Source organism: Pelotomaculum sp. FP (assembly GCF_004369245.1).
Lineage (GTDB): Bacteria > Bacillota > Desulfotomaculia > Desulfotomaculales > Pelotomaculaceae > Pelotomaculum_C > Pelotomaculum_C schinkii.
Window position 1 is genome coordinate 15,432 of the sequence record NZ_QFGB01000005.1, and the last position, 26,438, is coordinate 41,869.

27 protein-coding genes, 1 pseudogene and 1 riboswitch are annotated in these 26,438 nt (G+C 50.1%); of the genes and pseudogenes, 21 read left to right on the plus strand and 7 right to left on the minus strand.

Features of this window, described 5'->3' with window-relative positions:
* Positions 1 to 58 precede the first annotated feature (58 nt).
* The 4 genes from Psfp_RS03305 to Psfp_RS03320 all read left to right on the plus strand — a co-directional run bounded on the left by Psfp_RS03305 (position 59) and on the right by Psfp_RS03320 (position 5,537).
* Positions 59 to 463 (plus strand): hypothetical protein, encoded by a 405-nt coding sequence (locus Psfp_RS03305; protein WP_134217128.1) that lies wholly within the window; start codon positions 59 to 61, stop codon positions 461 to 463.
* A gap of 380 nt (positions 464 to 843) precedes the next feature.
* A riboswitch (cyclic di-AMP (ydaO/yuaA leader) is annotated at positions 844 to 1,168 on the plus strand.
* Positions 1,169 to 1,235: 67 nt separating this feature from the next.
* Positions 1,236 to 2,660, plus strand: a complete 1,425-nt coding sequence (locus Psfp_RS22110) for a CAP domain-containing protein (protein WP_243120454.1) — start codon at positions 1,236 to 1,238, stop codon at positions 2,658 to 2,660.
* Positions 2,661 to 2,849: 189 nt separating this feature from the next.
* On the plus strand, positions 2,850 to 4,397 hold the full coding sequence (locus tag Psfp_RS03315; RefSeq protein WP_134217129.1) for an SPOCS domain-containing protein: 1,548 nt from the start codon (positions 2,850 to 2,852) through the stop codon (positions 4,395 to 4,397).
* 57 nt (positions 4,398 to 4,454) lie between these two features.
* The gene (locus Psfp_RS03320) at positions 4,455 to 5,537 is read left to right on the plus strand and encodes an SPOCS domain-containing protein (RefSeq protein WP_134217130.1); all 1,083 of its coding nucleotides are present in this window, start codon (positions 4,455 to 4,457) and stop codon (positions 5,535 to 5,537) included.
* A gap of 26 nt (positions 5,538 to 5,563) precedes the next feature.
* Here the strand turns inward: Psfp_RS03320 and Psfp_RS21455 are convergent, their stop codons facing one another.
* Positions 5,564 to 5,713: a hypothetical protein gene (locus Psfp_RS21455; protein ID WP_192895249.1), complete on the minus strand. Its 150-nt coding sequence runs from the start codon at positions 5,711 to 5,713 to the stop codon at positions 5,564 to 5,566.
* Positions 5,714 to 5,808: 95 nt separating this feature from the next.
* Here Psfp_RS21455 and Psfp_RS03325 point away from each other — a divergent pair.
* Both Psfp_RS03325 and Psfp_RS03330 read left to right on the plus strand, forming a co-directional pair.
* Positions 5,809 to 6,120: pseudogene (locus tag Psfp_RS03325) on the plus strand (YbaB/EbfC family nucleoid-associated protein); the annotation flags it as partial.
* A 22-nt stretch (positions 6,121 to 6,142) separates the two neighbouring features.
* Complete coding sequence (locus tag Psfp_RS03330; RefSeq protein WP_134217132.1) at positions 6,143 to 6,712, plus strand: hypothetical protein; 570 nt, start codon at positions 6,143 to 6,145, stop codon at positions 6,710 to 6,712.
* Positions 6,713 to 7,051: 339 nt separating this feature from the next.
* Here Psfp_RS03330 and Psfp_RS03335 read toward each other — a convergent pair whose 3' ends face one another.
* Both Psfp_RS03335 and Psfp_RS03340 read right to left on the minus strand, forming a co-directional pair.
* Complete coding sequence (locus Psfp_RS03335) at positions 7,052 to 7,243, minus strand: hypothetical protein (RefSeq protein ID WP_134217133.1); 192 nt, start codon at positions 7,241 to 7,243, stop codon at positions 7,052 to 7,054.
* A gap of 101 nt (positions 7,244 to 7,344) precedes the next feature.
* The gene (locus Psfp_RS03340) at positions 7,345 to 7,584 is read right to left on the minus strand and encodes a hypothetical protein (protein WP_134217134.1); all 240 of its coding nucleotides are present in this window, start codon (positions 7,582 to 7,584) and stop codon (positions 7,345 to 7,347) included.
* A 316-nt stretch (positions 7,585 to 7,900) separates the two neighbouring features.
* Between Psfp_RS03340 and Psfp_RS03345 the strand changes: the two genes are divergently transcribed.
* Positions 7,901 to 8,347 (plus strand): DMT family transporter, encoded by a 447-nt coding sequence (locus Psfp_RS03345; protein WP_134217135.1) that lies wholly within the window; start codon positions 7,901 to 7,903, stop codon positions 8,345 to 8,347.
* Here the strand turns inward: Psfp_RS03345 and Psfp_RS03350 are convergent.
* Positions 8,337 to 9,056 carry a ZIP family metal transporter gene (locus tag Psfp_RS03350; RefSeq protein ID WP_134217136.1) on the minus strand — a complete coding sequence of 240 codons (720 nt, stop codon included), beginning with the start codon at positions 9,054 to 9,056 and terminating at the stop codon, positions 8,337 to 8,339. The two genes, Psfp_RS03345 and Psfp_RS03350, sit on opposite strands and share 11 nt — an antisense overlap.
* 174 nt (positions 9,057 to 9,230) lie before the next feature.
* Positions 9,231 to 9,791, minus strand: a complete 561-nt coding sequence (locus tag Psfp_RS03355) for a L,D-transpeptidase family protein (RefSeq protein ID WP_134217137.1) — start codon at positions 9,789 to 9,791, stop codon at positions 9,231 to 9,233.
* A 142-nt stretch (positions 9,792 to 9,933) separates the two neighbouring features.
* Between Psfp_RS03355 and Psfp_RS03360 the strand changes: the two genes are divergently transcribed.
* From Psfp_RS03360 to rarD, 13 genes are all read left to right on the plus strand, one after another.
* Positions 9,934 to 10,452, plus strand: a complete 519-nt coding sequence (locus Psfp_RS03360) for a hypothetical protein (RefSeq protein WP_134217138.1) — start codon at positions 9,934 to 9,936, stop codon at positions 10,450 to 10,452.
* 61 nt (positions 10,453 to 10,513) lie between these two features.
* The gene (gene ispE / locus Psfp_RS03365; RefSeq protein WP_134217139.1) at positions 10,514 to 11,395 is read left to right on the plus strand and encodes a 4-(cytidine 5'-diphospho)-2-C-methyl-D-erythritol kinase; all 882 of its coding nucleotides are present in this window, start codon (positions 10,514 to 10,516) and stop codon (positions 11,393 to 11,395) included.
* 58 nt (positions 11,396 to 11,453) lie between these two features.
* Positions 11,454 to 12,134: a GntR family transcriptional regulator gene (locus Psfp_RS03370; protein ID WP_134217216.1), complete on the plus strand. Its 681-nt coding sequence runs from the start codon at positions 11,454 to 11,456 to the stop codon at positions 12,132 to 12,134.
* Positions 12,134 to 12,889 (plus strand): nucleotidyltransferase family protein, encoded by a 756-nt coding sequence (locus Psfp_RS03375; RefSeq protein ID WP_134217140.1) that lies wholly within the window; start codon positions 12,134 to 12,136, stop codon positions 12,887 to 12,889. Before Psfp_RS03370 ends, Psfp_RS03375 begins: the two co-directional genes overlap by 1 nt.
* Positions 12,890 to 13,419: 530 nt before the next feature.
* Positions 13,420 to 14,484, plus strand: a complete 1,065-nt coding sequence (locus Psfp_RS03380) for a GNAT family N-acetyltransferase (RefSeq protein ID WP_134217141.1) — start codon at positions 13,420 to 13,422, stop codon at positions 14,482 to 14,484.
* 101 nt (positions 14,485 to 14,585) lie between these two features.
* Positions 14,586 to 14,804: a hypothetical protein gene (locus Psfp_RS03385; RefSeq protein ID WP_134217142.1), complete on the plus strand. Its 219-nt coding sequence runs from the start codon at positions 14,586 to 14,588 to the stop codon at positions 14,802 to 14,804.
* Between the two features lie 56 nt (positions 14,805 to 14,860).
* A complete protein-coding gene (locus Psfp_RS03390) occupies positions 14,861 to 15,586 on the plus strand; it encodes a hypothetical protein (protein ID WP_134217143.1) in 726 nt (241 codons plus the stop codon).
* A 256-nt stretch (positions 15,587 to 15,842) separates the two neighbouring features.
* Entirely contained in the window at positions 15,843 to 17,060 is a 1,218-nt protein-coding gene (gene ilvA / locus Psfp_RS03395) for a threonine ammonia-lyase (RefSeq protein WP_134217144.1), read from the plus strand.
* A 108-nt stretch (positions 17,061 to 17,168) separates the two neighbouring features.
* Positions 17,169 to 17,423 (plus strand): septation regulator SpoVG, encoded by a 255-nt coding sequence (gene spoVG / locus Psfp_RS03400; protein ID WP_134217145.1) that lies wholly within the window; start codon positions 17,169 to 17,171, stop codon positions 17,421 to 17,423.
* A gap of 241 nt (positions 17,424 to 17,664) precedes the next feature.
* On the plus strand, positions 17,665 to 19,053 hold the full coding sequence (glmU, locus tag Psfp_RS03405) for a bifunctional UDP-N-acetylglucosamine diphosphorylase/glucosamine-1-phosphate N-acetyltransferase GlmU (RefSeq protein ID WP_134217146.1): 1,389 nt from the start codon (positions 17,665 to 17,667) through the stop codon (positions 19,051 to 19,053).
* A gap of 72 nt (positions 19,054 to 19,125) precedes the next feature.
* Positions 19,126 to 20,070, plus strand: a complete 945-nt coding sequence (locus tag Psfp_RS03410) for a ribose-phosphate pyrophosphokinase (RefSeq protein WP_134217147.1) — start codon at positions 19,126 to 19,128, stop codon at positions 20,068 to 20,070.
* A gap of 241 nt (positions 20,071 to 20,311) precedes the next feature.
* Positions 20,312 to 21,688 (plus strand): sodium:alanine symporter family protein, encoded by a 1,377-nt coding sequence (locus Psfp_RS03415; protein ID WP_134217148.1) that lies wholly within the window; start codon positions 20,312 to 20,314, stop codon positions 21,686 to 21,688.
* A 103-nt stretch (positions 21,689 to 21,791) separates the two neighbouring features.
* Entirely contained in the window at positions 21,792 to 22,790 is a 999-nt protein-coding gene (rarD, locus tag Psfp_RS03420; RefSeq protein WP_134217149.1) for an EamA family transporter RarD, read from the plus strand.
* A gap of 36 nt (positions 22,791 to 22,826) precedes the next feature.
* On the opposite strand, the gene Psfp_RS03425 is transcribed toward rarD, so the two are convergent.
* Complete coding sequence (locus tag Psfp_RS03425; RefSeq protein WP_134217150.1) at positions 22,827 to 24,449, minus strand: copper amine oxidase N-terminal domain-containing protein; 1,623 nt, start codon at positions 24,447 to 24,449, stop codon at positions 22,827 to 22,829.
* A 226-nt stretch (positions 24,450 to 24,675) separates the two neighbouring features.
* Positions 24,676 to 25,509 carry a PRC-barrel domain-containing protein gene (locus Psfp_RS03430; protein ID WP_134217151.1) on the minus strand — a complete coding sequence of 278 codons (834 nt, stop codon included), beginning with the start codon at positions 25,507 to 25,509 and terminating at the stop codon, positions 24,676 to 24,678.
* 108 nt (positions 25,510 to 25,617) lie between these two features.
* Here Psfp_RS03430 and Psfp_RS03435 point away from each other — a divergent pair, with 108 nt between their 5' ends.
* On the plus strand, positions 25,618 to 26,259 hold the full coding sequence (locus Psfp_RS03435) for a 50S ribosomal protein L25/general stress protein Ctc (RefSeq protein WP_134217152.1): 642 nt from the start codon (positions 25,618 to 25,620) through the stop codon (positions 26,257 to 26,259).
* The last annotated feature ends 179 nt before the right edge of the window (positions 26,260 to 26,438 follow it).

The following is a 26,438-nucleotide window of genomic DNA, read 5'->3' on the forward strand; positions in this document are numbered from 1 at the left end:
GTTATCCCGATGCTATGGTTTGAACAGGAATTAAGCGCATCGGTAAAGGGCGGTGACCATGAGCAATAACATATCCGGTGGTTTCGAAAAGAGCTTTGCTCGTGGCTGTCAGGAAAACCACCGGCTTGGTAAAAAGAAATTAACTGAAGAAGCATATCTGGCCGGCAAGAACCTTGGCTATAACCTTGGATACAACCAGGGTTTTGAGTCCGGTTATGATAAGGGTTATGCTGAAGGCAGCAACCTTGGCTATAACAATGGGTTCGTCGCGGCGCTGCGAGGAGACGGGGAGGACGCTCTCCAGACCGACAGGACACCTGAGATACAGGTCCTTGAAACCATACGGAAACTGATCACCGGCGGACAGGCCAGAGTGTTCCTGACAGGTCCTTCTGCGAGAGATGCCGAAACTTTATTAAAGATCCTGAATATTGAAGCTGCGGTTGTCAACCGCTTCCAGTAAAAGCAGGTTTGGAACTGCTATGAAAATACCTGAATATGTTGAGAGAAGAATAAAAAAACCATTGAAAATCTGAATTATCCTGTATAGATCAGATTTGTTTAGCTTTTATAAGCCAGGTTGCTACATTTTAACATCTATTTCTAATTAGGTGTTAATTTGAAAGGTCAGTAGTTAAGTACCTTAGTTGCTAATATTTTAGGTCTTGAACTAATATTACCGGCTTTGCCATCGCGTCCCTTTAGCAGGTATAGTAGGCTGTACAAGCATTATCTTGTTCATGCCTATTTTTATTTTACCATGTTAGTCGCAGGCCCGGCAGCTGTAATTGGCAAGGGCGCATAGCGCAGCTTTCCAAATAACCAGCTAACTGGCGCTTGATGACTGAATAAAGGCCGAATCTCAATAAATTTGGGTACGGAGGAACCAATCTCAGGGGTGAATCCCATTGAGTTGTGCGCCAGGACATGAGAACAAGAAAATGAGACATTAAACGAAAGTTGCGGAAAGCGGAAATTTAAACAGCCAATTAAGCGGGTGTTGGAGGAAAAATGACAGGCGCTCCGTTGTCTGCGGCAAATGTCCCAACGGCTGCATTACCACCCAACTTCCCAGATCTCACGTCTAACGTCCCACCTCTCAAAGGGTAGGTTTATTCTTTTTACCGAACCCGTCAGCTAACTCCGGAGGCACAAAGAAAGGGGAAAATCAACTAATGAGCTTCCAGTCAAAAGGCCTAAGGCCGAGATCCTTAGTGTTTATGTTCCTTTTTGCCTTGCTGCTGACCCTGGGCTTAACGGGAACAGCCCTGGCGGCAGACGCCTATGTCCCCCTGACTACCGATGAATCACAGATGGTCGATCTGATCAACCAGGCCCGGACGAACGCCGGTCTGGCGAAACTCACGGTAAATCCGGCGCTTTCGGGCCTGGCCCGGATAAAAGCCCAGGACATGGCCTCCAACGGTTACTTCAGCCACACTTCGCCTACCTACGGGTCTCAGCAGGATATGATGAAGGCTGCTCAGATCGAGTTTGTTTACGCGGAAGAAAACATTGCCAAAGCTCCAACTATCGGTTCAGCCTTTAGCGCGCTGCAGAATTCAGGTACAACGCGGGCCAAAATGCTGAGCAGCAATTTTGACCAGGTTGGAGTTGGGGTGATCACCAGCGGTAATTACAAGATTATCGTGCAGATGTTTGCCGGAGGGAAAAAGGTAGTTACCACTCCTTCACAGCCACCGGTAGAATCCCCGGCGCCAACGGACAGCGGTCTGACCGCCGACGAGCAGCAGATGCTTAATCTGGTCAACCAGGAGCGGGCAAAAGCGGGACTGAAGCCCCTGCAAAGCGACCCGACCCTGGTCAAACTGGCCCGGATGAAAGCCCAGGATATGATTGACAATGGATATTTCAGCCACACTTCGCCCACCTACGGTTCGCCGTTCGATATGATGAAGAAGTATGGGGTGCAATACAGCTACGCCGGAGAGAACCTGGCCGGAGCTTCCACGGTTAGCAGCGCTCACGCAAATTTAATGAACTCGTCGGGGCACCGGGCCAATATCTTAAACAGCAACTACACCAAAGTAGGTATTGGGGTGGTCAGCGGGGGGCCCTACGGCAAGATGTTTGTACAGATGTTTATCAAGCCGGTGTCAGGTTCTCAGTCAACCCCAACTACGCCGACAACTCCAACTACGCCCACAACACCCACAACACCCACAACACCCACAACACCCACAACACCCACAACACCCACAACACCTACAACACCTACAACACCCACAACACCCACAACACCTACCACGGACAGCGGTCTGACCGCCGACGAGCAGCAGATGCTTAATCTGGTCAACCAGGAGCGGGCAAAAGCGGGACTGAAGCCCCTGCAAAGCGACCCGACCCTGGTCAAACTGGCCCGGATGAAGGCCCAGGATATGATTGACAATGGATATTTCAGCCACACTTCGCCCACCTACGGTTCGCCGTTCGATATGATGAAGAAGTATGGCGTGCAGTACAGCTATGCCGGAGAGAACCTGGCCGGAGCTTCCACGGTTAGCAGCGCTCACGCAAATTTAATGAACTCGTCGGGGCACCGGGCCAATATCTTAAACAGCAACTACACCAAAGTAGGGATAGGTGTAGTCAGCGGAGGCCCTTACGGCAAGATGTTTGTGCAGATGTTTAATGGCTAGATCCGGCCGCCCCTTCTTAGGGCTCAGATGAACGTACCCTTTTTTTACAAAAAAGAGTAATAATTAGCAGCGAAAGAAAGAGGACCTGGTTCCTCTTTCTTTCGTTTTTTCGTTTACGCTACGTTTTTAGCACTTTTTTGAATCACCCTCATATATTAGTATAGAAAAGTTTTGAAAGGAGGAGTAAATATGGCTGGAACCGAACGGCTTAAAGTCAATCTGGTCCAGGGTGAAAATAGAGTCCAGACCGTAGTCAAGGGACAGATTGAAGTTCCTGAAGCGAAGCCGGATGTAGAAAAAATTCTGTCAAAAACAGCAGACGCCAAAGTTAGAAACGTTAGTGTTGTCCCCAACAAAGTTATTGTAGAAGGAACACTCTCTATACAAGTGACCTACGTTGCTTTTAAGCCGGATCAGTCTGTCCACTCATTCGATGACGACTTGAATTTCACGACCTATGTGGATGTGCCGGGCGCCGAACCTGGAGATGACTACTTTGTTCAATTTACAGTCGAGGATGTGAGCCTGACTACCAGCAGAAGGAACCCGCGTAAATTTGACGTTGCAGCAGTATTGAGTACATTTGCAAAAATAACCCAAGTCGATGAGATGGAGATACTTACCGAAACGCCTGCAGGAAATGTGGCCCTGGAGACTGCGGATCTTACGGTTGAGCACCTGATTGGGGACAAAGAAACCAAGCAGATTATTGTCAGTGACGTATTTGAAGTACCTGAAGAAAAGCCGGAAGTTGAAAAAATCCTCAAGGTCAAGGCGGAGGCTGTAATAACCGATAAGAGACTGGTGGCCAACAAGGTCATTGTAGACGGCGAGGTCAGACTCCAGATCCTTTATGTCGCATTCGAACCCCGGCAGTCGGTTCACGACCTGCACCATACCATCAGATTCAGTGCTTTCGTGGAGGTCCCGGATGCTCAGCCAGGTATGAATGTCCACGTGCTGGCAGAGGTTGAAGCAGCGGATGTAGAACCGGTAATCGACCCTGCGCTGAGGGCGGACGTTATCATCAAGCTAACCGTGTTTGTTTCTGAAACAAGGACTTTGCATGATGTCCCAACCCTATTAAAGAATGAGGAAGGTTATACCAAGAGAAAGCTGAAAGTAGACCGCGAAATCGGAGCCGGGGACACCCAGGTGGTGTTGAGAGAAAGTATTGCAGTTCCTGAGTCGAAGCCCGACATAATGAAAGTCCTTGATGCAATTGTCGACCATGCTGAAATAACCGATACCAAAATACTTAAGGGCAAAGTTATCATCCGTGGCTACGTAAATGTGGAGATTGTTTACGTGAGCACCGAGCCTGACCAGGCTGTGCACGCCTTGCACCAGCAACTTAATTTCCGTACCTTTGTCATCATTGAGGACGCCAAGCCGGGCATGGATGTCGACGTAACAGTTGAGCCGGAGTTCGTAAGCGCTGACCAGGTTGGCGTGGATGTCCATACCGAGGTCGTGCTGAGCGTATCGGCAACCGTTACCGAAATGATCCAGCAAGATGTCTATGTGCCTGAGGAAGTGGTACCAACAGTTACTCCAACCGAGACCCCCTGTCCGCCCATTGATTATGTCGTTAGGGCCGGTGATACCCTTGGAAAGATTGCGGCTGCTCATAGAGTAACTGTTCCAATGATCCTGGAGCTAAATCCACAAATAACCAACCCGGATGTCATCGAGGTGGGTCAGGTTATCAAGATCCCTTGCCCGGCCATGGGCTGAAATAGCGAAGGTCAGTTGGTTTTTTAAAATAATCAAATATAAGGAGGTTTAACGAGAATGTCTGTGCCATTTCAGTATCTTTTCACCGAGACCCAACCGGCGACGTGCATCGAAATCAAAGTTCCGGTTGTCATTGAGGCAGTTGACGTTGAGCAAGTTGTAGAAAGTACAATGACCCTTCCCGAACTTGCAATTAAGGTAGACAAAATTCTTGCTTCTATACGTGACCTTAGGGGAACAGCGGTATTCGTTGATGAAAACGTATCTGGTGATATCGTTCTAGTGCCACTTGGAGGCATACCCGGCGTTTTGAGAGAATATACGGTCAAAAAGGTGATTGTCAGCGGCACCATCCACAAGCAGATTTTCTTTGTCAACAAGAATAATGAGGTCAGACACACAGCCGAAGACCTTCCTTTCACCAAGCTTGTTGAACTGCGGACTCCCAGGAAAATTTCCAACAGGAACGATGTCTTTATACAGTTCCACAATATCGATGTGGATATCAACTGGGAACTCCAGAGAGCCAGCCGGCTTCACCAGACTGCTGTTGTCCAGCTTACCGCCAAGGTAGTGGAGGACCGCCAAATCTTTGTACAGATCTGCCCCAGACCGAGAGAGTGTCCGCGGGGGAACCTGGCCAGGGATCCCGGCCTGGAAATCTGGGCGGACGCTGCTCACCCGGTCTTCTGGGGCGCCAGCAATGTAGCCCAGACTACCGTTTCCCATGCCGGCGCCTTTGCAGCTGAGATTGGTCGTCTGAATCCACTATTACCGGGGTCTCTGTTCCAGATGGTGACCAGGGGCATCGTGGGCGGGCGCCAGTACCGGCTCACCTTCTGGGTAAGAGAAGATGTTTTCGGCGCGGGGGTCAGCGATTTCTCCTTGACTGCCGAGGTTGTGTTCTTTGATCACAATGGTATCCAGGTTGGTATTGGAACCCAGACCGTGGCCAGTACAGGAATTCCTGAAACATCTTACAGCCAGGTCCAGTTTGTCACCCCGGTTACCGGTACAAACGTGGCCTCCGCTATGATCCGTTTTGCCTTTACGCCGGGTTCTACCAATACCAATACGGTCAAAATCGACGACGTGATGCTGGAGTGCGTTCCGCTAACACTTGGCGAGGCCCAGATATAAGGACGGAACTTGCGAAAAGACTTATGTTAGGATATAAGAATCTTTTGGGACAACTGGCTGACCCCCGGTGTTAATACTGCCGCCGGGGTTTGGCTGTATACGCCGGGGATTTCAAGGTACGCTGCAATGGCTGGCGCACCAGCTATTGCAGCCACACTCCACATCTTATTTGACATGCAATTTTAAATTGTCACTAAATCAGCAGTCTCCAAGCTGTTGAAGCTGTTGGAAAGCAGCTTTTTTTTTGCAGTAATTAGTTTTTGAAAGGGGGCTTTCGTGTTTGATTAATAACATGGGCGCACTGATTGAAAAAGTGCAAAAGATGCAGCAAGAACTAAGAAACATGACCATAGAAATAAGCGAAGAGGGAGGAGCCTGTAAGATTGTTATCAACGGGCATCAGGAAGTGCAGGACATTAAAATTGCACCATCCCTGCTGCGTCCGGAGCAGGCCGGCGTATTGGAGTCTTTAATCCTAAAAACCGTAAACAAAGCTATTGTGGAGTCAAAAAATATTATTAAAAGCGAGGTAAGCAAAATGACCGGAGGAATGAATTTCCCCAATATTCCGGGAATGTTTTGATTGTCGCTTAGGAGGGATTGATATGACGGAAGGCGGCGCCGGTCCTGGCGCTCTTGAGGATTCTGTGGTCAGGATACTTGAACATCAGACCAAATACGGCATTGATCAGGATACCATGCTGATTTATTTGAGTTCTGTAAACTTAATGAGTATATTGAATCTGCTTAACCGGCGTTACGGCGGCAGCGCCGGCATTGCCCCGGCAACGCTTCCTTTACCTCCGTTGATGGCCGGGACGCCGCAGGCAGGAGGCCCGCCGCTGGAAAACATGCTGGGTGCGCTGCTAAAAATGCTGGGTTCCCAAAGTAATGGGGATTCCACGGGGCAGGGAATAAACCCGGCCACATTGCTCAATATGCTGGCGGCCCTTAGTCAAAACGTTGACCTGGGCAAGATGATGGGAATGCTGTCAGGTTTGATGTGCCCTCCCGGTAAAACGGCGGCAAGCCAGCAGCAAGATACCGCAGGTCCATCCTGCGGCAGTGAACTAGGTCCTGCCAAGCCGGGTTTCAAGGAAATTGATAAAAGCAGGGAAGACGGAGGTGAAAAGAGAGAAGTACCTAAGATCATGAAATGGGACCAGCTTAAATAAAAAAGGGGGCGCCTAAGGGCCTGTTGACAAAAGGGCTGAGCGTGAAGAACGCTCAGCCCTTTTTCAACAGGCCCTTAGCAGGCGTCTTTTTTGATCGCAGGTCGTAAGGTCATCTACGAATAAATTCGCAACTACATTTTAAAAGCCAGTCCACGTTTTTGCCTCAGTATGGTTTACCATGCAGGGAGCCGAGCCGGTAGAGTTTATGATTTTTAAGGTTGTGTTGATTTGATTCAATAGAGCTACGGCGCGTTAGCGCCATATTGGATCAGCCGGAGGCAAAGAACGTCATTATGATAAACAACTTGCACATCTAATAACGGTGTACTTTTAAGCGTTTTACTGGTTGCTGTTGTGAGGGGTTTGGTCTTTTATTTTAAGTATGGTTTCGTGAAAATTATCAAGGCCGTTTTTAATGCTTTTTACCGCTTCGTTTGTGACTTGGAGTATGGACATCATGACTTCCAAATTCTGCTCGGTCTCAGGGTTGTTTGCCAGTAAAAAGAGGATCGGGTTTACTGCCTGTTTCATTTTGACACCTCCACAAAAAAATAAAAAGCCGGACAAGAACGGCAGCCCGGCCGGTAAGCCCTCTCGCAGGACTGCTCGTTGCGGTTAAAAGTACAGGTCGATTATTCCGGGGGGTGGGCCACATTGTCCTCGGCCGTTTGGGATTGGCTTGCTGCGTTTGATTTATTATCTGCCAGATTCATCATGAGCGGCGCCATATTGGCTTGAAATGTCTCAAGGCCGTTTCTAATGGTCATTACGGAATCTTTAGCTGCCGTCAGGAAGGAACTGAGGTTTTCCAACTTTTTCTCAGAGTCGGGGCTTACTGCCAGCATCATGAGTATAGGCAATAAACGGTACAAGATGTACACAACTCCTTTCATCTCTTGATGCGGTATGCTGTTTGGTTTATTTTATGTTGCCGAAATCATTTCTGTTACACCACATGTCTGTGCATGTGCCAACGGCATGGCGACCTACTCTGAATACGAGGTGTGAATTCATTCGCACAATAGTTATGTTAGATGCCCAGGTCCGGCGCTGGCGCGCCGTGTGCGATTAAAATCGCACGGTGTTTTCATGATACCTGGCGCCGCGATAGCGGCGTGTGGTACTATCCGGGAATAAAGGAGGGACTTAAGGAGAAAATACGTTAAAAAGGTTGTAGAGGAGTCAATTATGGCGCCTAAGTTCTTACCTCTGATCATTGCTGCTCTTTCCGGGGTGGCTATGGCTATCCAGGGCACATTAAATTCTGCGCTCGGTAAAGTAGTTGGTTTATGGGAAACCACCTTTATTGTTCACCTCATCGGACTCCTGCTGGTTGCAGTCCTCTTGTTTGTCTGCCGTATGGGAGACGGCTGCCTGGCCCAGATACCCCAGGCTCCCTGGTATACCTACCTTGGTGGTATTCTGGGCGTCATAATTATATATTGTGTCGTCAGGGCTATTCCCAAGATAGGGGTGGCTCCAGCCACCACTGCCATCGTCCTGGCGCAGGTCCTGACAGCGAGTTTGGTGGACCACTTCGGACTTTTTGGCATGAACAAAATACCGTTTAGTCTTTATAACCTGATCGGAACTCTGATGATGGCCGGAGGCGCCTGGCTGATCCTTAGGCAATAAAGCTAAGGGCCATGATTAAGATTAAACCCGCCAACATGCCTGTATAGGCCAATGACTTATTGCTGCGGCGGGACTCAGGAGCCAATTCTCCAAGGACGATATAGGTCATGGCCCCTGCGGCAAAGGCCAGGAGCAGTCCGATAAAGGTGTAGGAGGCTGCTACCAGCTCCAGTCCAACAAAGGTGCCGAGCGGTGTCACCAGGCTGATTATGGCGTTGAGCGCCAGTACCCGGCCGGCCCCCATACCCCCGTACCTCAAAGGAGCAGCCGTGGCCATCCCCTCCGGGATGTTGTGGAGTCCGATGGCCAACACCAGGATTGGTCCCAATCTTTCCGCCGCGGCAAATCCTGCGGCAATAGCAAATCCCTCCGGGAGATCATGCAGGGCAATTCCTGCGGCAATGAGGTAACCCATTTTTAAATAGCCCCTGCCTCTAAAAAGAGAAGGGGCCAAAATATTGAGCCCCAGGTCCAGGAAAGCCATGAGAAGGATGCCGCCGGCAAAACCCGTTAGGGTGGCGGCAAGGCTGCCATAATGTAAGGACGAGGGCAGCAGGTCAAAAATAATAACGGCAGTCATAATGCCGGAGGCAAATCCCAGCATTAGAGAAATAGAAGCGGGTCCCAGGCGGCCGAAGGCAACAACAAGGAGGGCTCCCAGGCAGGTTCCCAACCCGGCAATTAGCCCCAGTAACACAATCTCTCCCAAAACTGCACCAGCCTTTGCAAATAGTGTACTGTTCGATCATATTAGGCGGTGCAGGACAGTAGACCAAAAACATACGTACTAATCAGTTTTGCAGCCCATTATAAATCCGAGTGTATCGCAATGGTAAAGGTCATAGTTAACTGGTTCTCGAAAAGCCGCATACTCACACGTCTCTTAAGCCGGTATAATCAGGACCTGGCCCGGGTAAATCACATCCGGGTTGGCGATCAGGTTCACAGTAATGAGTGATTCCAGGCTTTTGCCATATTTCTGCGCAATCTCCCACAGGCTTTCCCCGGCCTGCACGATATGCTTGCGCTGTCCTCCCTGCGCGGCGCCCGTTAGGCTCTCGGTCTTTGATTGGACTGTCCCGGCTGAAATTTCTACTGCCGTGCCAATCATCACCCTTGGGAAAAGTTCTTCCACATCCTGGTTGTACATGCGAATACACCCGTTGGAAACATAACCTCCAATCGACGGAGGATTATTGGTTCCGTGGATACCGTAATTCCCTCCCGGGACAGACAATCCCATCCAGCGTGTACCCAGGGCTCCGCCGGGGTACATGATCTTCTCTCTAACGCTGTAGCTGCCGGTTGGTGTAGGTGTTGAAGGTTTCCCTACTCCAACCGGGTAGGTATTTACCAGGCGCCCTCCTTCGTGAAAACCAAGGCGGCGGGTGGCCAGGTTTATGGTTATATAACTGCCGTGGGCACGCATTAATTTATCAGCCATTATAGCCCTCCTATCAGAGGTTTGATTATCTTTATTCTATGAGAGGGAAATAGCATTGAGCATCAATGACAACTAAAAAAAATTGTATCATTTGCCTAAATAAGGTTAATAATAACCTTAGGAATAGTGATGGAGGGATGTCATGCTTAATTCTGGAACTGAATGGCTAAGCATGGAGTTTTATTCATCAATCCAAAAGTTTGTGGACGAATACCGTCAGGGTCCGGATGCGCCAAGATCCCGCCTGTTGCGCCTGGCCGGCCTCAGGGAACTGGTCCTGCAAGCTGCCGGCCGTTTTGGCTACGAGGTGGTTAATGCGGACAGCCAGCAAGAGTTATATCCTGCCGGCAGGCTTAAGGGCCGGGTTGTATACTACAGTGTTTATCCTGATAACGCTGTGGTCAGGCGGCATCTGGGAGCAGGAGGGATGGCTGTGTTTATCCGTGAAGGCAAGGTGCTTGTCGCAAACGGCTGCCGGTCCAGGACGATTACCAAAACAAAAACACATCCCTGTAACGTTTCAGACGCAAACCGGCTGGAAGATGCCCTGGCTGCCGCTGCAGGGCTGATGGTCCTGGGCGTGCGGCCGGAAGAAGTTTGGCGTTGCAAAGGCCACCAGAACCAGGATTTTGCATACCCGGAAAAAATCAAGAAATTGTGAAGGAGATAAGAGGATTTTCGGTCTTTTAAGGCTAACTTAATACACGGGAGATGGTGCCCCAGTGAGTATTAAAGCCCGAGCCAGGGCTAAGATAAACCTTACCCTGGAAGTATTAGGTAAAAGACCGGATGGCTACCACGAAGTGGAAATGGTTATGCAGTCAATTGAACTGCATGACTACCTTGAGTTTAGCCCAACACCGGGAAAAATAACCCTGACGGTCGAAGGAGACGGCTTGCCTGCCGGCGCGCAAAACCTGGTGTACCGTGCGGCCGACTTACTGCGCGGCCACAGGGGGATCCGGCAAGGAGCAAGCATCCACCTCAAAAAATACATACCAGTTGCGGCCGGTTTGGCCGGAGGTTCGGCAGATGCCGCGGCTACCCTGATTGCTTTAAATAAGATGTGGGGGACAGGTCTCTCCTTGCTAGACTTAATGAAGCTTGGGGAGCGGTTGGGTTCGGATATACCATTCTGCCTGTTGGGGGGCACCGCGCTGGCCCGCGGCAGGGGGGAAAGAGTGGAGCGGCTTCCAGCTTGTCCCGGTCTGGGTGTGGTACTGGTTAAACCCCCCTTTGGACTATCGACGGCGCATGTTTACCAGTCTTATAAACGGGAAGTAAGCGTCGATAAACCGGATCACCGGGGTATGATTAACGCAATTGAAAAAAACGACGCCCGCGCTATTTGCAGCCACCTGGTCAATATGCTGGAGCCGGTGGCGATCCAGCTGCAGCCGGCGATATCGGTAATTAAAGAAAAATTGCGGCAAGCGGGGGCCTTGGGTGTTCTGATGTCAGGCAGCGGGCCTACCGTATTCGGACTGACTCCGGACCTGGACACGGCCCATGCTGTCGCGGCCCGTTATAACCGGCGGGATGAGCAGGTGATTGTCACCAATATATTAAACACTAACGATAAAGCGTATATTTCTTGCGATTAACAATAACCAAGAGTAAAATATAAATATTATTTCATTTAAATAACGGGGAGGGACAATGATGGACAAGTCAAGACTTATACCTATAAAACTGGACAATTATAAACCCCTTCGTGAAATGGTTTTTGAGTCCCTCCGGGAAGCAATTATCCAGGGGCGGTTGCGGCCGGGTGAACGTCTGATGGAAATCCAGCTCGCCGAAGAAATGGGTGTGAGCCGTACTCCGGTCAGGGAGGCCATCCGCAAGCTGGAACTGGAAGGGTTTGTGGTTATGGTTCCCCGCAAGGGGGCTTATGTGGCGGGCATATCGGTAAAGGATATCGTAGATATTTTTGAAGTGAGGGCTGCCCTGGAAGGGCTTGCGGCCGGACTTTCCGCCGAGAGAATCACGGACGAAGAGATGGATCAACTTGAGCGGTCAATTCATCAAATAAACGTCAGCGCTGAGGAAGATCTCAAAGCGGTAGTGGAAGGAGATACTGCTTTTCACGCTCTTATTTACAAATCCTCCCGCAACCAGCGACTGGAACAGATTATTATTAATCTCCATGAGCAGATTAACCGTTTTCGTATGACATCTTTATCCCAGCCGGGCCGTTTAAAAATCGCTCTGGATGAACACACCAAGATTGTTGAGGCGATTTCCGACCGCAATGTGGAACAAGCCCAGAAACTTGCCACCGAGCATATTGAAAACGCCGAGCAAAGCCTCTTAAATGCCCTCAGGGAGGAAGAAGCTTAATGCTTGACGCTGTTGTCCTGGCCGGGAGCAGCAATGACGGGCCGCTCAGAGAATGCAGCGGGGTCCGCTACGAGGCGCTGATACCGATAGGCGAAAAAATCATGGTCCAGTATGTGGTTGAAGCGCTATTGGGGTGCCGTCAGATAAGGCGGGTGGTGGTGGTTGGTCCCGTTGCAGAGCTTTCCCCGTTTTTTAACGGAGAGCGGGTATCTGTTATAGAGACTCGCGGCGGTATTATGGAAAACATCGAAGCAGGACTGAAGAGTGTCCTTGAGGCTGGCCGGGTACTGCTGGTTACTTCCGACATTCCCATGCTCACAACCCAGGCGGTTAACGATTTCCTCGAGCTTTGCGGCGATATGAGCGGCGACCTGTATTACCCTATCATTTCCAAGCAGGTGGTGGAGAATAAATTCCCAACAACCAGGCGCACCTATGTCAATTTAAAAGAGGGTGTGTTTACGGGGGGAAACCTTTTCTTAATTAACCCCGCGGTTTTTAAGCAATGTGTTGAAAACGGGCAAAAAATTATCAGCTTGCGCAAGAGCCCGGTTGGACTTTGCAGGTTAATCGGCCTGGGATTTGTACTGAAGTTTTTAATGCGCTCCCTGACCATTGCCGAGGCTGAGCAAAAAGTCTCACAGCTTTTGGGCAGGATAAAGGGAATTGTGGTAATGTCAAAATATCCTGAAGTTGGCGTTGATGTTGATAAGCCCGCCGACCTTACTCTGGCGCTGAAGACTTTGGGAGCATAGTTAACTCTGTGGTTGGTCGTAAGGCGTAGGGCGTATCTGTGTTCGTGTTCCTTTGAGATGCGTGCGAATAAATTCGCGCCTGCACTTGATTGGGTATAAGGTGCAAGCGGTAATAGTTAATTTGTTCCAATATTTGTTTCGGTACAATGGTTTGTATCGTCAATGCACTCTGAATCTGCCGGTCCTTGAGGGCCGGTTTGTTGTTTTTTTATGATAAATTCACATGCCTTATCGCTGTGCCAGCGTAAGCAGCCACATTTTCTTTGGGTTTGGCTTTTTGTATGCTGCCCACTTATTTATAAGGTAGTTGTCATGCCTTCAGCGGTATCATGGATCATGAAAACATACTTAGCGAGGTGCGATTTCAATCGCACAACGGCGCGCCAGCGCCGAACTTGTGGCAGCCAATGTTGCATTTGTGCGAATGAATTCGCACCTACATGTTTTGAAGCGATCTGTGTGTATTTTCAAGGTAGTAGCAATGGGCTGACTGCCGGAATAACCTGTAGCAAAAAAAGCGGGGGTGTGTTATGGCTGTAGAGGTTGTAGCTGTCTCGGGACCGGAAGAGCTTCAGGTCTTTAATGCTTTCCCGGGGTCGGTTTACCATGGTTTTTATACGGCGCCGTCCTTTCCAATTATCGATCCCGCCAACCCGAGACGGGATCGCCTGTTTGCGCGGGTGGAAGCGCAGCCTTTTCTGGCGGTGCATAGAGGTTATGCTGCCGGGCGTATTGCGGCCGGCGTCCATACTGAGGGACGGTTAAGGTCTACCGGTTATTTTGGTTACTTTGAAGCTTTACCTGACCCCGCTGTGGCGGCGGCGCTGATTGAAAGCGCTTCAGCATGGCTGGCCGGCAGGGGAGTAAAGGTAATGACCGGTCCTGTTGACCTTACTCCGCACGAGCGGGTGGGCCTCTTGGTGGAGGGTTTCAGGGGTTTCCACCTGCCGGGTATGCCCTATAACCCCCCCTATTATCAGGACCTTTTTAAAGCAAGCGGGCTGGAGCTGGAAATGAACCTGCTGGCTTACCACTATGACCTCAGGAAGTCTTTACCGGAGCGGTTGGTAAGGGTGGCTTCCCGGGCTATGAATAACCATTCCTTAAGTATAAGGGAGCTGGATTTTAACAACCTGACAGCTGAGGGAGAAACATTTTCATGCCTGCATAACGGTTCAATGCCGGGAATCTGGGGTTTTGCGCCTCTTTCCCCGGAGGAGGGCGCCGCCATCTGGCGTAGACTGAAGGGTTTTTATGACCCCGGCTTGATCCTGATCGCTGAAGTTGACGGAAAGCCGGCGGGTCTCTGTTTGACCCTTTTAGCTTTAAGAAGAAACACCGGAATGGCGCTGGCGGGTCCCGGGGCCGCCCGTCTGGCCGTCCTGGCCGTGCTGCCGCCCTTCCGGTTCAAAGGGCTGGAAGCCGCACTGATTCTAGAATGTATCCGCAGGGCTGGCCGGAGAGGCGTCATGCGCTTCGAATTATCCCAAATTGCGGAGAGTAACCGGATGATGAACAAAATTATCCAGAACATGGGGCAAGCCAGGAAGGGCAGGGTCTACCGGGTTTATCGGAGAACGTTTCTCGATTCGTAGTAACCTCACGTCCGCAGAAGTGATCTGTGGGCTCACGTTAGCGTGATTTTAAGGCCCGCCACTGAAAATAAGAGTCCGGTATACGAAGCGATATCCTAAAAATGGAGGGGCGAATTCATTGGCACAAATGCGGCATTGGCTGCCACGAGTTCGGAGCTGGCGCGCCGTATGCGGTTGGAATCGACGCCTACATCGCTGGTGTTTTTATGATACGTGGCGCCGCTGACGGCATGGACATCCTGAAAATAACGTTAAACAAAATTGGGACGAACATGAGCCGCGTTATAAGCCCACAGGTCGTCAGGGGCGAATTTTTTTAGAATAAAAGTCAGCCCGCAGTTTCATAATATTTTTGGTAGATTTAAGGGGGCTTTCTATGACATACACCAGGTGTATACGGAGCTGCCTTGTCCTTTTGTTATTTCTTTTGCTTTTTGCCGCTTGGGTTAATCCATCCGGGGCGGCGCAGGACGGTCAAGGCAACATCCTTATTTTTTGGACTGAAAATGACCGCCTTAAAGCCGTTACGCTCATGACAGCGCAAGGTTGCGGCAATCCGGTGGGTATCGTGGCCATACCGGTATATATCAGGATTAACGAGGGTGAACACCATCTCACCATTTCTGAGACCTACGCAAGGGTGGGCAGGGAAGGACTGACCTGTCGTCTGGAGCAGCTTTTCCAGACGCCCATCGGCAGCTACCTGGCAGTGGACCAGTCGACACTGGAAAAAGCCAGTTGTATTTTCGGGCCAATTATCATGGCAGGCAGGACAACCTCGTTGGCTGAAGTCTTTGAAGGAAGCTACACGGAGGGAGAAATCGAACCCCAGTCCGAGATCCGTGCTCTGGCCGCCCGCCTGGTGGAACCGAAAGCGCTGATTAAGGCGCCGCAAGTGATGATGATTTTAACCACAGAGGTAAGGACCAACCTGGGCTACAGAAGCATCTGGAATATTTACCGCATGGTGGAACTGCAGGGTCCCGGGGTAATCAATAAAAGAGCGCTGACAGGACGGGATTTTTACGTGGGCAACCGGAAATACCGTGACGTTGCGCCGGAAGCGTGGGCGAGAACGCTCAATGATGTCACCAAGGTCTAGCAAATATGCGAGGCAAGTCTTTTAATAACATCACGGATTTTCATCCACTGCCGGCGCAGAAACAGCAACATGTTGTCTGCTATGAAAATACACACAGAACGCTATTCATTCGCACAAATACAACATTGGCTGCCGCAAGTTCGGCGCTGGCGCGCCGTGTACGATTGAAATGGCGCCCGAACCGACTGGTATTTTCATGATACGTAGCGCCGGGATAGCGGCATGTATATCTAATAATAAAAACAAGGAGAGAATTATGTCGGAGGCGGTATTGACACTGGACATGGTCAGGGTTGCCAGGCAGCGGATGGCCGGGGCGGCGCACATCACCCCGCTTGAGTACTCTCATACCTTCAGCCGGTTAACTGGCAATAATGTTTTCCTCAAGCTGGAAAACACGCAGAAAACAGGTTCTTTTAAAATTCGGGGGGCCTATAACAAGGTTATGAGCCTGAGTGGTGAAGAAAAGGCGCGCGGAGTAATTGCGGCTTCAGCCGGCAACCATGCCCAGGGGGTGGCCTATGCCGCAGCCCGGGCGGGTTTAACCAGCGCCATTGTCATGCCTGAGGGGGCGCCGATTTCTAAAATAATGGCAGCCCGTGGTTACGGTGCGCAAGTAATCCTGGCCGGAGGTGGGTATGATGAAGCCTACCACCGCGCTCTTGAGCTCCAGGCGACGAGCGGGGCCACTTTCATCCATGGTTTTGATGATGTGGAAATAATGGCCGGTCAGGGCACGATTGCCCTGGAGCTGCTTGAGCAGATGCCGGACCTGGAGGCGGTGCTGGTACCGGTTGGCGGAGGCGGACTGATCGCAGGTATATCGCTGGCCATAAAAAAATCGAAACCCTCAGTACGTATAATTGGCGTGCAGGCCGGGGGGGCTCCGGCCATGTATCGCTCATACCGGGAAGGCGCCCTGATTGAAAGCAGCAATACCAGCACCTTTGCTGACGGGATAGCGATACGTCGGCCCGGCAAGCTGGCGTTTGAGATCATCCGGAGTTATGTGGACGATATCATCACCGTTGATGACGAAGAGATTGCCGGCGCTATCCTGATGCTTCTGGAGCGTTCGAAACTGGTGGTTGAGGGCGCCGGAGCGGTCGGCTTGGCCTCATTAATTTATCATAAAACATCTTTGACAGGAGCTAATACTGCAGTTGTTTTAAGTGGCGGCAATATAGATGTGAATATTCTTTCCATCATTATCGAGCGTGGTTTGGCCAAGTCAGGCCGTTATGTCCGCTTGCGGACAACCTTGACCGACCGGCCGGGCAGCCTTCAGAAACTGCTGTCGGTAGTCGCTCAAACTCATGCTAACGTGATTTCGATAAATCATGACCGGATTAGACCGGGCATACCTTTAAAACAGGCCGAAGTGCAGCTTGATCTTGAGACGAGGGACCAGGAACACATCCAGGAAATAGTGTCCATACTAAAGAAAAGCAATTATTTGCCAGAGATAATATAACAAAGGAATTATTTTCTTAAAATTTTGGAAATAAGAAGGAATTTGCCAAGTGTTGCAGAAAGAGCTATTTTAAGAGCGGTAACCATATTTGGGAAGGTGGTGAAATTCGTGGAAGTTACCGACGTCAGGGTTCGTAAAGTTTTAACAGAAGGCAAAATGAAAGCAATTGTATCGGTTACTTTGGATGATTCTTTTGTTGTTCACGATGTCAAGGTTGTTGAGGGGCAAAACGGGCTGTTTGTGGCGATGCCCAGCAGGAAAACACCGGACGGAGAGTTTCGTGACATAGCGCACCCGATTACTTCTATCGCTCGTGAATTAATCCAAACCGCCGTTCTACAGGCCTATGCTATGGCTATTTAATTAAATAATTGACAAGTAAGAGCTCTTGCTTCCAGATATGGTTGTCTAATGCCTTGCGCACCGTTTTACCACTTCAGGGCAAATTCACAACCACTTGGAGTACAAGCGCTCTTTTTATCTAAAGCTAGAGGAAATTAAATTTTTTTGTTGAATATGCTAATAATGTGGATTCTCGTGGTAAACCATATTTTAGGGAATCTTCACCATTATTATTATAGAACACTGCAAAGGAGGTCGCCGGATGAGTCTGGCGGCAGTTATTCTTGCTGCGGGTAAAGGCACCAGGATGAAGTCCGGGATGCCCAAGGTGCTTCATAAGATTTGCGGTAGGTCGATGCTGTCTTATGTTCTTGAGGCTGTTGCAGCTGCCGGGGTGGAACAGAATATTGTAGTGGTGGGTTTCGGCGCGGATTTGGTCGCCCAGGAAGTGGCGGGCCGGGGCCAGGTTGCGTTGCAGGCGGAACAGTTGGGAACAGCCCATGCGCTATTGCAGGCGAGCCCTTTATTAAAGGAATTTAATGGCCAGCTCCTGGTACTATGCGGCGATACCCCACTAATTGAGCCTGAAACGCTCTCCCGGTTGGTGGAGACACACCGGGCCACGGGAGCTGTCGCCACCGTGCTGACTGCCAAGGTGGAGGAGCCAACCGGTTATGGCCGGGTGATCCGGGACAAACAAGGCAGAGTGAAAAGGATAGTTGAGCAAAAAGACGCTTCTCCACAAGAAATTGAGGTGCTGGAGATCAATACCGGCATTTATTGCTTTGAGTCCGCCGGTCTTTTTGAGGCGCTGGACAAAGTTACACCGGCCAATGCCCAAGGTGAGTACTACCTCACCGATATTATTAAAACTTACGCCGCGGAGGGCAGGGCGGTCGGCGCAATGCTTCTGGCAAACCAGGCTGAGGCAGCCGGGATTAACGACCGTGTCCAACTGGCCGAGGTGGAGCGGGTGATCAGGTCGAGGGTCCTTTTGGAGCTAATGAGATCGGGAGTAACTGTAGTTGACCCGCAATCTACTTTTGTAGACCGTGGGGCACGGATCGGCCGGGACACGACCATCTACCCTTTTACTTTTATTGAGGGAAGCACGACAGTAGGTGAGGACTGCGTCATTGGCCCGGATACCCGCCTGGTAAACTCAGTGGTGGGAAGCGGTGTAACGATCCAAAACTCCATCGTTCTTGAAAGCTATATCCAGGACCGCTGTTCGATTGGCCCATTTTCCTATATCCGTCCTGAAACCAGGCTGGGAGAGGATGTCAAGGTGGGCGACTTTGTTGAAATCAAGAAATCAGATATCGGTAACGGCAGCAAGGTGCCTCACCTGGCCTACGTTGGCGATGCGACTGTCGGCCGGAAGGTCAACATTGGGGCGGGCACGATTACCTGCAATTATGACGGCCAACAAAAATGGCCCACACATATTGGTGACCGGGCTTTCATAGGCAGCAACACCAACCTGGTAGCTCCGGTCAAAATAGGCGCCGGCGCGACAACCGGAGCCGGTTCCACCATCACCAGGGATGTACCCGACGGCGCCCTGGGCGTGGAAAGGGCCAAGCAAGCCCTGGTGCTTGACTGGGAGAGCAGGAAAAAAAGCAAGGCCGAGAAGGGTAGGGATGGTTAGCGTCTACGTGACCATCTCTCTTCGAAAACCAGAAAAATAATCTGCGGTTAATACATTTTGGAGGTAGTAGGCATGTCATCTCGCAAGAGGCTAAAAATATTTACCGGAAACGCCAATCCCGAACTGGCTGAAGAGATTGCGCAGTACCTGGGGGTATCTGTGGGCGACGCCAAATGCACCCGTTTCTGTGACGGAGAAATCCAGGTTAAAATTAACGAGAGCGTAAGGGGCGCCGATGTTTTTATCATGCAGCCTACCTGCAGTCCCGTTAATGAGCACCTGATGGAACTCCTGATCATGATTGACGCCGTGCGGCGCGCTTCCGCGAAGCGAATTACCGCGGTTCTGCCTTATTACGGGTACGCCAGACAGGATCGGAAAACCAGGGCGCGAGACCCTATTACCGCCAAATTGGTTGCCAATATTCTGAATGCCAGCGGCGCCAGGCGGGTCCTCTGTATGGACCTGCACGCTGGTCAAATTCAGGGTTTTTTTGATATTCCGGTTGATCATCTGCCCGGTGTTCCCATCCTGGCCGAGTATATTTTACAAATAGGGCTTGATAATATCGTAGTGGTGTCACCCGACCTGGGTGGTGTCACCCGGGCCAGGGATCTGGCCGAACGGATTGGCGCCACCATCGCCATAATCGACAAACGCAGGCCTGAGCCCAACGTGGCCGAAGTTTCCAGCATCATTGGCAGCATCAAGGGCAAAAATGTGGTCATGCTGGACGACATCATTGATACTGCCGGGACCATCACCAAAGGGGCCGAGGCTTTAAAACAATGGGGCGCGAATGATATTTATGTGTGCTGCACTCACCCTATCCTTTCCGGGCCGGCGATAAAGCGGCTCGACGAGGCGCCCATCAAAGAAGTGATCGTTACCAATACCATCCCTGTGCCCAAGGAAAAAATGATCGATAAAATCAAGGTCTTATCTGTCGCTCCACTTCTCGGCGAGGCGATCATCCGCATCCATGAGGATCTCTCCGTGAGCAAATTGTTTGATTAGATTTAAAGTGTTTATTGCAGGTGCTCGCTCCATGGTTATGAGCGAAATAATTACAATTTTAAGGTAAGGAGCCGGCGGAAAATTCCGCCGGTGTTTTTGTTGCTTGTTTTCCACAGGAGGTAGCCAGGGACCAAGGAATTCATAGCTTTATGTCGAATAAATCACAAGCAGCCGCAACAAAGGTGTGATAAGCGACTTCACGACAAAAACTAAATTAATTGTAAGGACAGGTGATGCAGCAATGGAGGTAATTTCATTAATTGTAGGGAAAATAAACGAGTTTGTGTGGGGCCCGTGGATGCTGACCTTACTGGTCGGCACAGGTATATTCTTAACCTTGCGTCTGGGTTTTTTGCAGTTTTCCAACCTGCCGTACGCATTGAAGCTGGCCTTTTCACCCGCGAGGCAGGATAAAAAATCCTCAGGTGATATATCTCACTTTCAGGCGCTGATGACTGCTCTGTCGGCCACCATTGGAACCGGCAATATCGTAGGGGTTTCCACAGCCGTGGTATTGGGCGGGCCTGGCGCGCTGTTCTGGATGTGGGTAACCGCCGTATTTGGTATGGCTACCAAATACGGGGAAGCCGTACTGGCTGTAAAGTACCGGATCAAAGATGAAAAAGGTGAAATGGCCGGTGGTCCCATGTACTATATTGAACGAGGTATGGGGAAAAAATGGCTGGCCTGGTTGTTTGCTTTTTTTGGCGCCATAGCTGCTTTCGGCATAGGAAATATGGTGCAGGCAAACTCTGTTGCGGGCGCAGTGCATGATACCTTTGGGGTCGCCGCATGGAAAACAGGCATAATCCTGGCCGTTTTGACCGCTGCGGTTATCATTGGCGGCATCAAAAGTATCGGCAAAGCTTCCGGCGTTATTGTGCCATTCATGGCAGTCTTCTACGTTCTGGCCGGGTTGGTTATCATTATTATGAACCTGGATAAACTACCCCACGCCTTTGGACTTATCTTTAGCAGCGCTTTCAGCTTCCAGGCTGGTTTTGGAGCTTTGATTGGCAGTACCATTCGTTACGGGGTAGCCCGCGGCGTATTCTCCAATGAGGCCGGCCTGGGTTCGGCCCCCATCGCTGCGGCCGCAGCCAAGACCGACCACCCGTGCCGCCAGGCGATGGTTTCCATGTCGGGCACCTTTCTTGATACCATTATAGTCTGCAGCATTACAGGCATCGTTCTGGTAATGGCCGGTCTGTATCCCGGAGTAGAAAAAGCACAGGCCGCGGCGCTTACGAGCCGTTCTTTTGAAGCCTTTTTCCCGGGCATCGGCAGCCTGATAGTTACTATTGGCCTAATCCTGTTCGCCTACTCCACTGTTTTAGGGTGGTATTATTACGGTGAAAAATGCTTCTATTACCTGGTTGGCGCGCGGTTTATCATCGTTTACCGGGTGCTGTTCAGCATAGCTGTTGTGGTGGGAGCGACATTAAATCTTGGTCTGGTTTGGGATATCGCCGACACCATGAATGGAGCCATGGCTATACCCAACCTGATCGCCCTGATCGCTTTGTCCGGAATTATTGCGGCGGAAACAAAAGACTTTAAGAAGCTGCGCGCAAAAGAAAGTATGCTCAAAACGCAATTATCGTCTTCAGAAGCATAAAAAAATCTCATCATGCAGGTGAGACAGGGATCGTCCCCTGTCTCGCTTGCTTTTATAGATAGATAAACATAAAATAGATTTATTCGTAAATAGGGGTAAGACCATGAAAACTGAACAACCAGACGAACGACTAACCGGTATGGCAGCTACCGCCGGAGCTTATTTGCTGTGGGGCATATTGCCGCTTTACTGGAAGCTGGTCGACCTTGTTCCGCCTCTTGAAATACTGGCGCAACGGATTACCTGGTCTTTTTTCTTTATGGCGCTGGTCTTGCTTTCAACCAGAAAGTTTAAAGATTTTTGGGGCGAACTGTGCGAAATCAGTTGTAAACTAAAAAAACTGTCCGGCGTTGTAATAGCTTCTTTGCTGATCAGCATGAATTGGTTGACTTATATTTGGGCTGTAAACAGCAACCATATTATTGACACGAGCCTGGGTTATTACATCAATCCACTGGTTAGCGTGTTATTGGGAATTATTATACTTAAAGAAAAGCTATCGTTTTGGCAGATGGTTTCCTTCTTCCTGGCCATGCTTGGTGTGTTGAATCTGACGTTGCACTTCGGCGCTTTTCCTTGGGTTGCGTTGATCCTGGCAATTACCTTTGGTTTATACGGTCTGTCTAAAAAAATGATCCAACTCGGGGCCATCACTGGAATAACCTTGGAAACCCTCATTATGACCCCGTTTGCCTTGCTCTATCTCAATTATGTACATAACCACGGGGCCCTATTTTTTGGCTTTGGTCATCCGGGTATTTCAGCTCTTTTAGCCGGGGCCGGCGTTGTCACGGCAGTGCCTTTGATCTTGTTTGCAAGCGGCGCCAGGCGCCTCCCGTTGTCGACCATGGGCTTTTTGCAGTATATCGCCCCAACCATTGCGCTGCTCTTAGGAGTATTTATTTTTCATGAACCGTTCACAACTGTTCACTTGGTGTCCTTTGTTTTTATCTGGGTTGCTTTAACGGTTTTCTCACTGGCAAGGACCAGGTTATTTATCCAACTTGAATCAGTGTTATTGAAAAAGAATATCTTTCAAAGGTTCAACCGGGAAAAACTGACGCCTTTGACGGGTGAACAAGGAAGTGTCTCCAAAAAGTAATTTGGGCCAAAAATTTATCTTATTATCATTTGTAAGCTAGGGAATGACGCGGGTACTTGCCTTATGGTTGATGAACACAGTATTTGTAGCCTCACTATAATAAACCATGCAGCCTAACTCCTCGGCAATAAACCGCACCGGGACCATAGCTCTCCCCTCGCTTGCAAAAGGGGTAACATCCAGGTGCTTCCGGGTACCGTTGACAGTGTAGGTCTGATCACCCAGGAATATGGAGATGGTGGTATCCTCATTGGTCATAACGACCTGATCGGGCTCACTCCAAACGACTGTAAAGCCGAGTTTTTCCGCCAGGTCCCGGATCGGGACCATAGTCCTGCCGTCTTTGATAAAGGGGTCCACGTCAAAGGAGAGCGCTTCGCCGTCAAGGACTACCTGCACCTCCTCATGGAATGGAGCCGGCTTGTTGCTTGCCTCTGTGAGATCCATACTGTTGTCGGGGGTAAGTTCGGGGAGGTTTATGGCAACACTTTTTTCAGGTTTGTAGCGATCTGTTCCCTTCAGGCTTAAGAGCAGGTAGCTGTCCTCGTCGCTGCTTTCGCTAAAATTAAGATCTATTATAGAGTTGGAGCGGTATTCAGCCTTAGTCAGGCGGAGATCCTGGCTTACTTTTCCATCAAGGCTGAAACCTTCTGTTTTATCTGTTAAGTTGAAGGAAATAAGTCCGGTACCGCTTATGTTTTCTTTGCCGCCCTGGGTTGTGCTGTCGATGTGGATGTTGGTTGATGTGCCCAAGTCATCCATGCCGAGCTCAAAGAGAAATTTGTCCGGGCCTGCCGGCAGCAGGGAGGACTCAATAACCAGGTTGAAGGTCAGTTTGTCGCCCAGCATCTCCAGCATTTGATCGGGACTGTCAGGAGTATCCGCAACTTGATAGAGGTATTCCAATGTCTCCAGAATACCTTGTTTGCTATCTTCCGTACTTACCGTAGGATCGAAGGCGGTTAAAATATTAAACACCAGATCGGCGAACCGCTCCGGCTCGTCAAAAGCCTTGAATGTTAAAGAGCGTATGACCTCCGGCAATCCGGTCCGGTCTATCTGTAATTTTATTGTTTTTTCGGCAGGAGAAAGCTGATAGTAATGCTCCGGTATTGCTTCGAAGATAAATATAAGCATTTCCTCCAGGGCCGGTGAAATTTCAGGCTGGACCATGCTGTCCCAACCCCCGGCGTCGGCTAGCCCGGTAAAATAGACATAACGGGGCAGGGTTAAGTCGCTGGGGGCAGGCGCCTGGTACAAGTCCTTAATCAGGTCCATGAACTCTGTTGATACAATCATTTTGTCGCTATCCATAAATAAGGAGCCGCTGCGGTTTTTCCCCCCCAGGGTAAGCGTATATTTTGCTTCCATCTTTTCAGCAGGGCCGTCAACCTTGGAGTCTAACTTCAACCTGGCACGGGTCAGCAGCTGTATGGCTTCTTCACTGCCGGGCAAATTAGTCTTTAATTCTTTAATTTCCAAAACTGATGTTCCGGAATAGATGTGGTAAGGTATACCACTTACCACCAGACCGTTATTCTTCAAATCGGTCAGGAACAACTGCTTGGCCGAAATTTGTGTTTCCCCGCAAGCTGCGTTAGCGACAGCCAGGCAGAACAACAAACTTAAAAGCACAGATAAAAAACAATGCCTTTTCACTTTTTACCCCCCCATAAAGAACTATTCCTTCTTTTTCCACACCAGGTCCTCAATTACCTTCCATCAAGAAAAAAAGTTAAATATTTAGTTGTGTATGAAAAAAAGGCCGTCATATGTTTTCAATGAAAGCCCCTGACCCTTCACTTGTTTTGTGTTTCTCATATCTATGGACGTAATCAGCATTCTAAATCGATCGCGTACAGACTTTCCCATACCCACCGTCCCTTTAAGCTTGCGGAGGCGGGGGAGTGCGGTTTTCCTCGTTTGGCGGGCCGGCTTGCGACGGGGGATTTTCAACTATGCGCTCATTTTTTTCTAGACCCGCTTTCTGCGTGGTAACTGCAGACAATCCAGCAGCAGCCGGGTCTTCGTTCTTTTCCCTGTCAGCGGACAGAGCCTCTTCGCCTTCGGGGTTGGTTGCGGCTTTTATATCCTTCTTTACTTTTTCGATAGATTTGTTCAAGGTGGTACCTAGGTCCTTTGTTTTTTGCACCGTGTTTTCCCATAGATGGCCGGTTGTTTCACGGATATTTTTGACGGTTTCCTGCAGCCCGCCGTCGAGTTTGAAAATATTGTCCAGCGCCTCGTTGGTAATTACCACCACTTCTTTACCCAGGGTCCGGACATAAATGGTGTCCAGGAAGGCACGGCCCTTGATAAAGCTGTTGAGCAGGTTGCCGGAAAATTCCAGGCCGGCGATAGTACCCGTGGCCAAGTCCACGTAGTACTCGTCAACATTGCCAAGAAGCGTCCCGTTTTCAGCCACGAGCCGGGCGCCGATGACGCCGACCTTTTCTCTGGCCAGCTTGACTATGTCAGGCAGGCTCGCTGCCCGTTCCACACTGGCTGTTTTTTCAATGGTGATTGCATCGCTGCCCGCGCTTTTAACCTTATGATAAGGTATAAACCTCTGTTCCTTAAACCAGCCCTTTTGCTCAATAATCAGCGCAGCCACCTTTTTACCGGCAGGGTCAACTACCAGACTCTTAACATGGCCGATCTGCTGGCCTTCCTCCAAACTGATTACCGGCATGGATTCAAAACGCTTGCTCTTACGCATCTTAACCCCCCCTGCAGCAAATAAGTTTCTTAAGCTAATTCATATGCCCACGCTGGAATGTTTATGACAAATATAGGGAATAATAGTTGCCAAAGGGGGGTTTCTTAGATGGAACCGGAATTGGAAGTCCGGAAAAGGTTGGATAAAACCAGCAGCCATACCCATGAGATAAGAAATAAAGGGTTGATCCCGGCTGTTGTGTATGGAAAAAACATAGGCGCCATGGCTATTGAAGTGGATGCCAAGGAATTGCAGAAAATATTGGCGGAAGCCGGTTCAAACGCCCTGATCAGTATGAAGATCAATGAAAATGGTAAAACCAAGAAGCACAAGGTGCTGGTCAAAGCCGTCCAGCGGGATCCGTTGCGCCGTGTTCTGGTACATGCTGATTTTCACCAAATTTCTTTGAAGGACAGAATTCACACCACCGTACCGGTTGTTTTGAACGGTACCGCTCCTGGTGTGGTGATGGGGGGTGTCCTTACACCGCTCCTGCGGCGGGTCGAGGTGGAGTGCTTGCCCACACAAATCCCCGATGCCATTACCGTGGATATCTCCGGCCTTGAGGTCGGGGATGTAATAAGCGTGGCCGACCTTGTACTGCCTCCGGATGTTAGAATTAACGAAGACCTGCACGCCGCTGTGGTCACGGTAGCTGCGCCTGGGAGGGAGCCGGTTGAAACCGTGGCTGAGCCTGATGAGGAGAAAGCCGAGCCGGCCGGGGCGGGTGAAGAAGAGCCCCCTAAATAGGGTCTGGATGCCTAACAAGAATATCCATCTTTTGCAGGTGCCACTTCAATCGTACACGGCGCGCCAGCGCCGAACTTGCGGGCGCCAATGTAACATTTGTGCGAATGAATTCGCGCCTGCATTTTCATGGTAGTCGCCCACGCCGCCAGCGGCACCACGTATCATGAACTCAGGTTTAT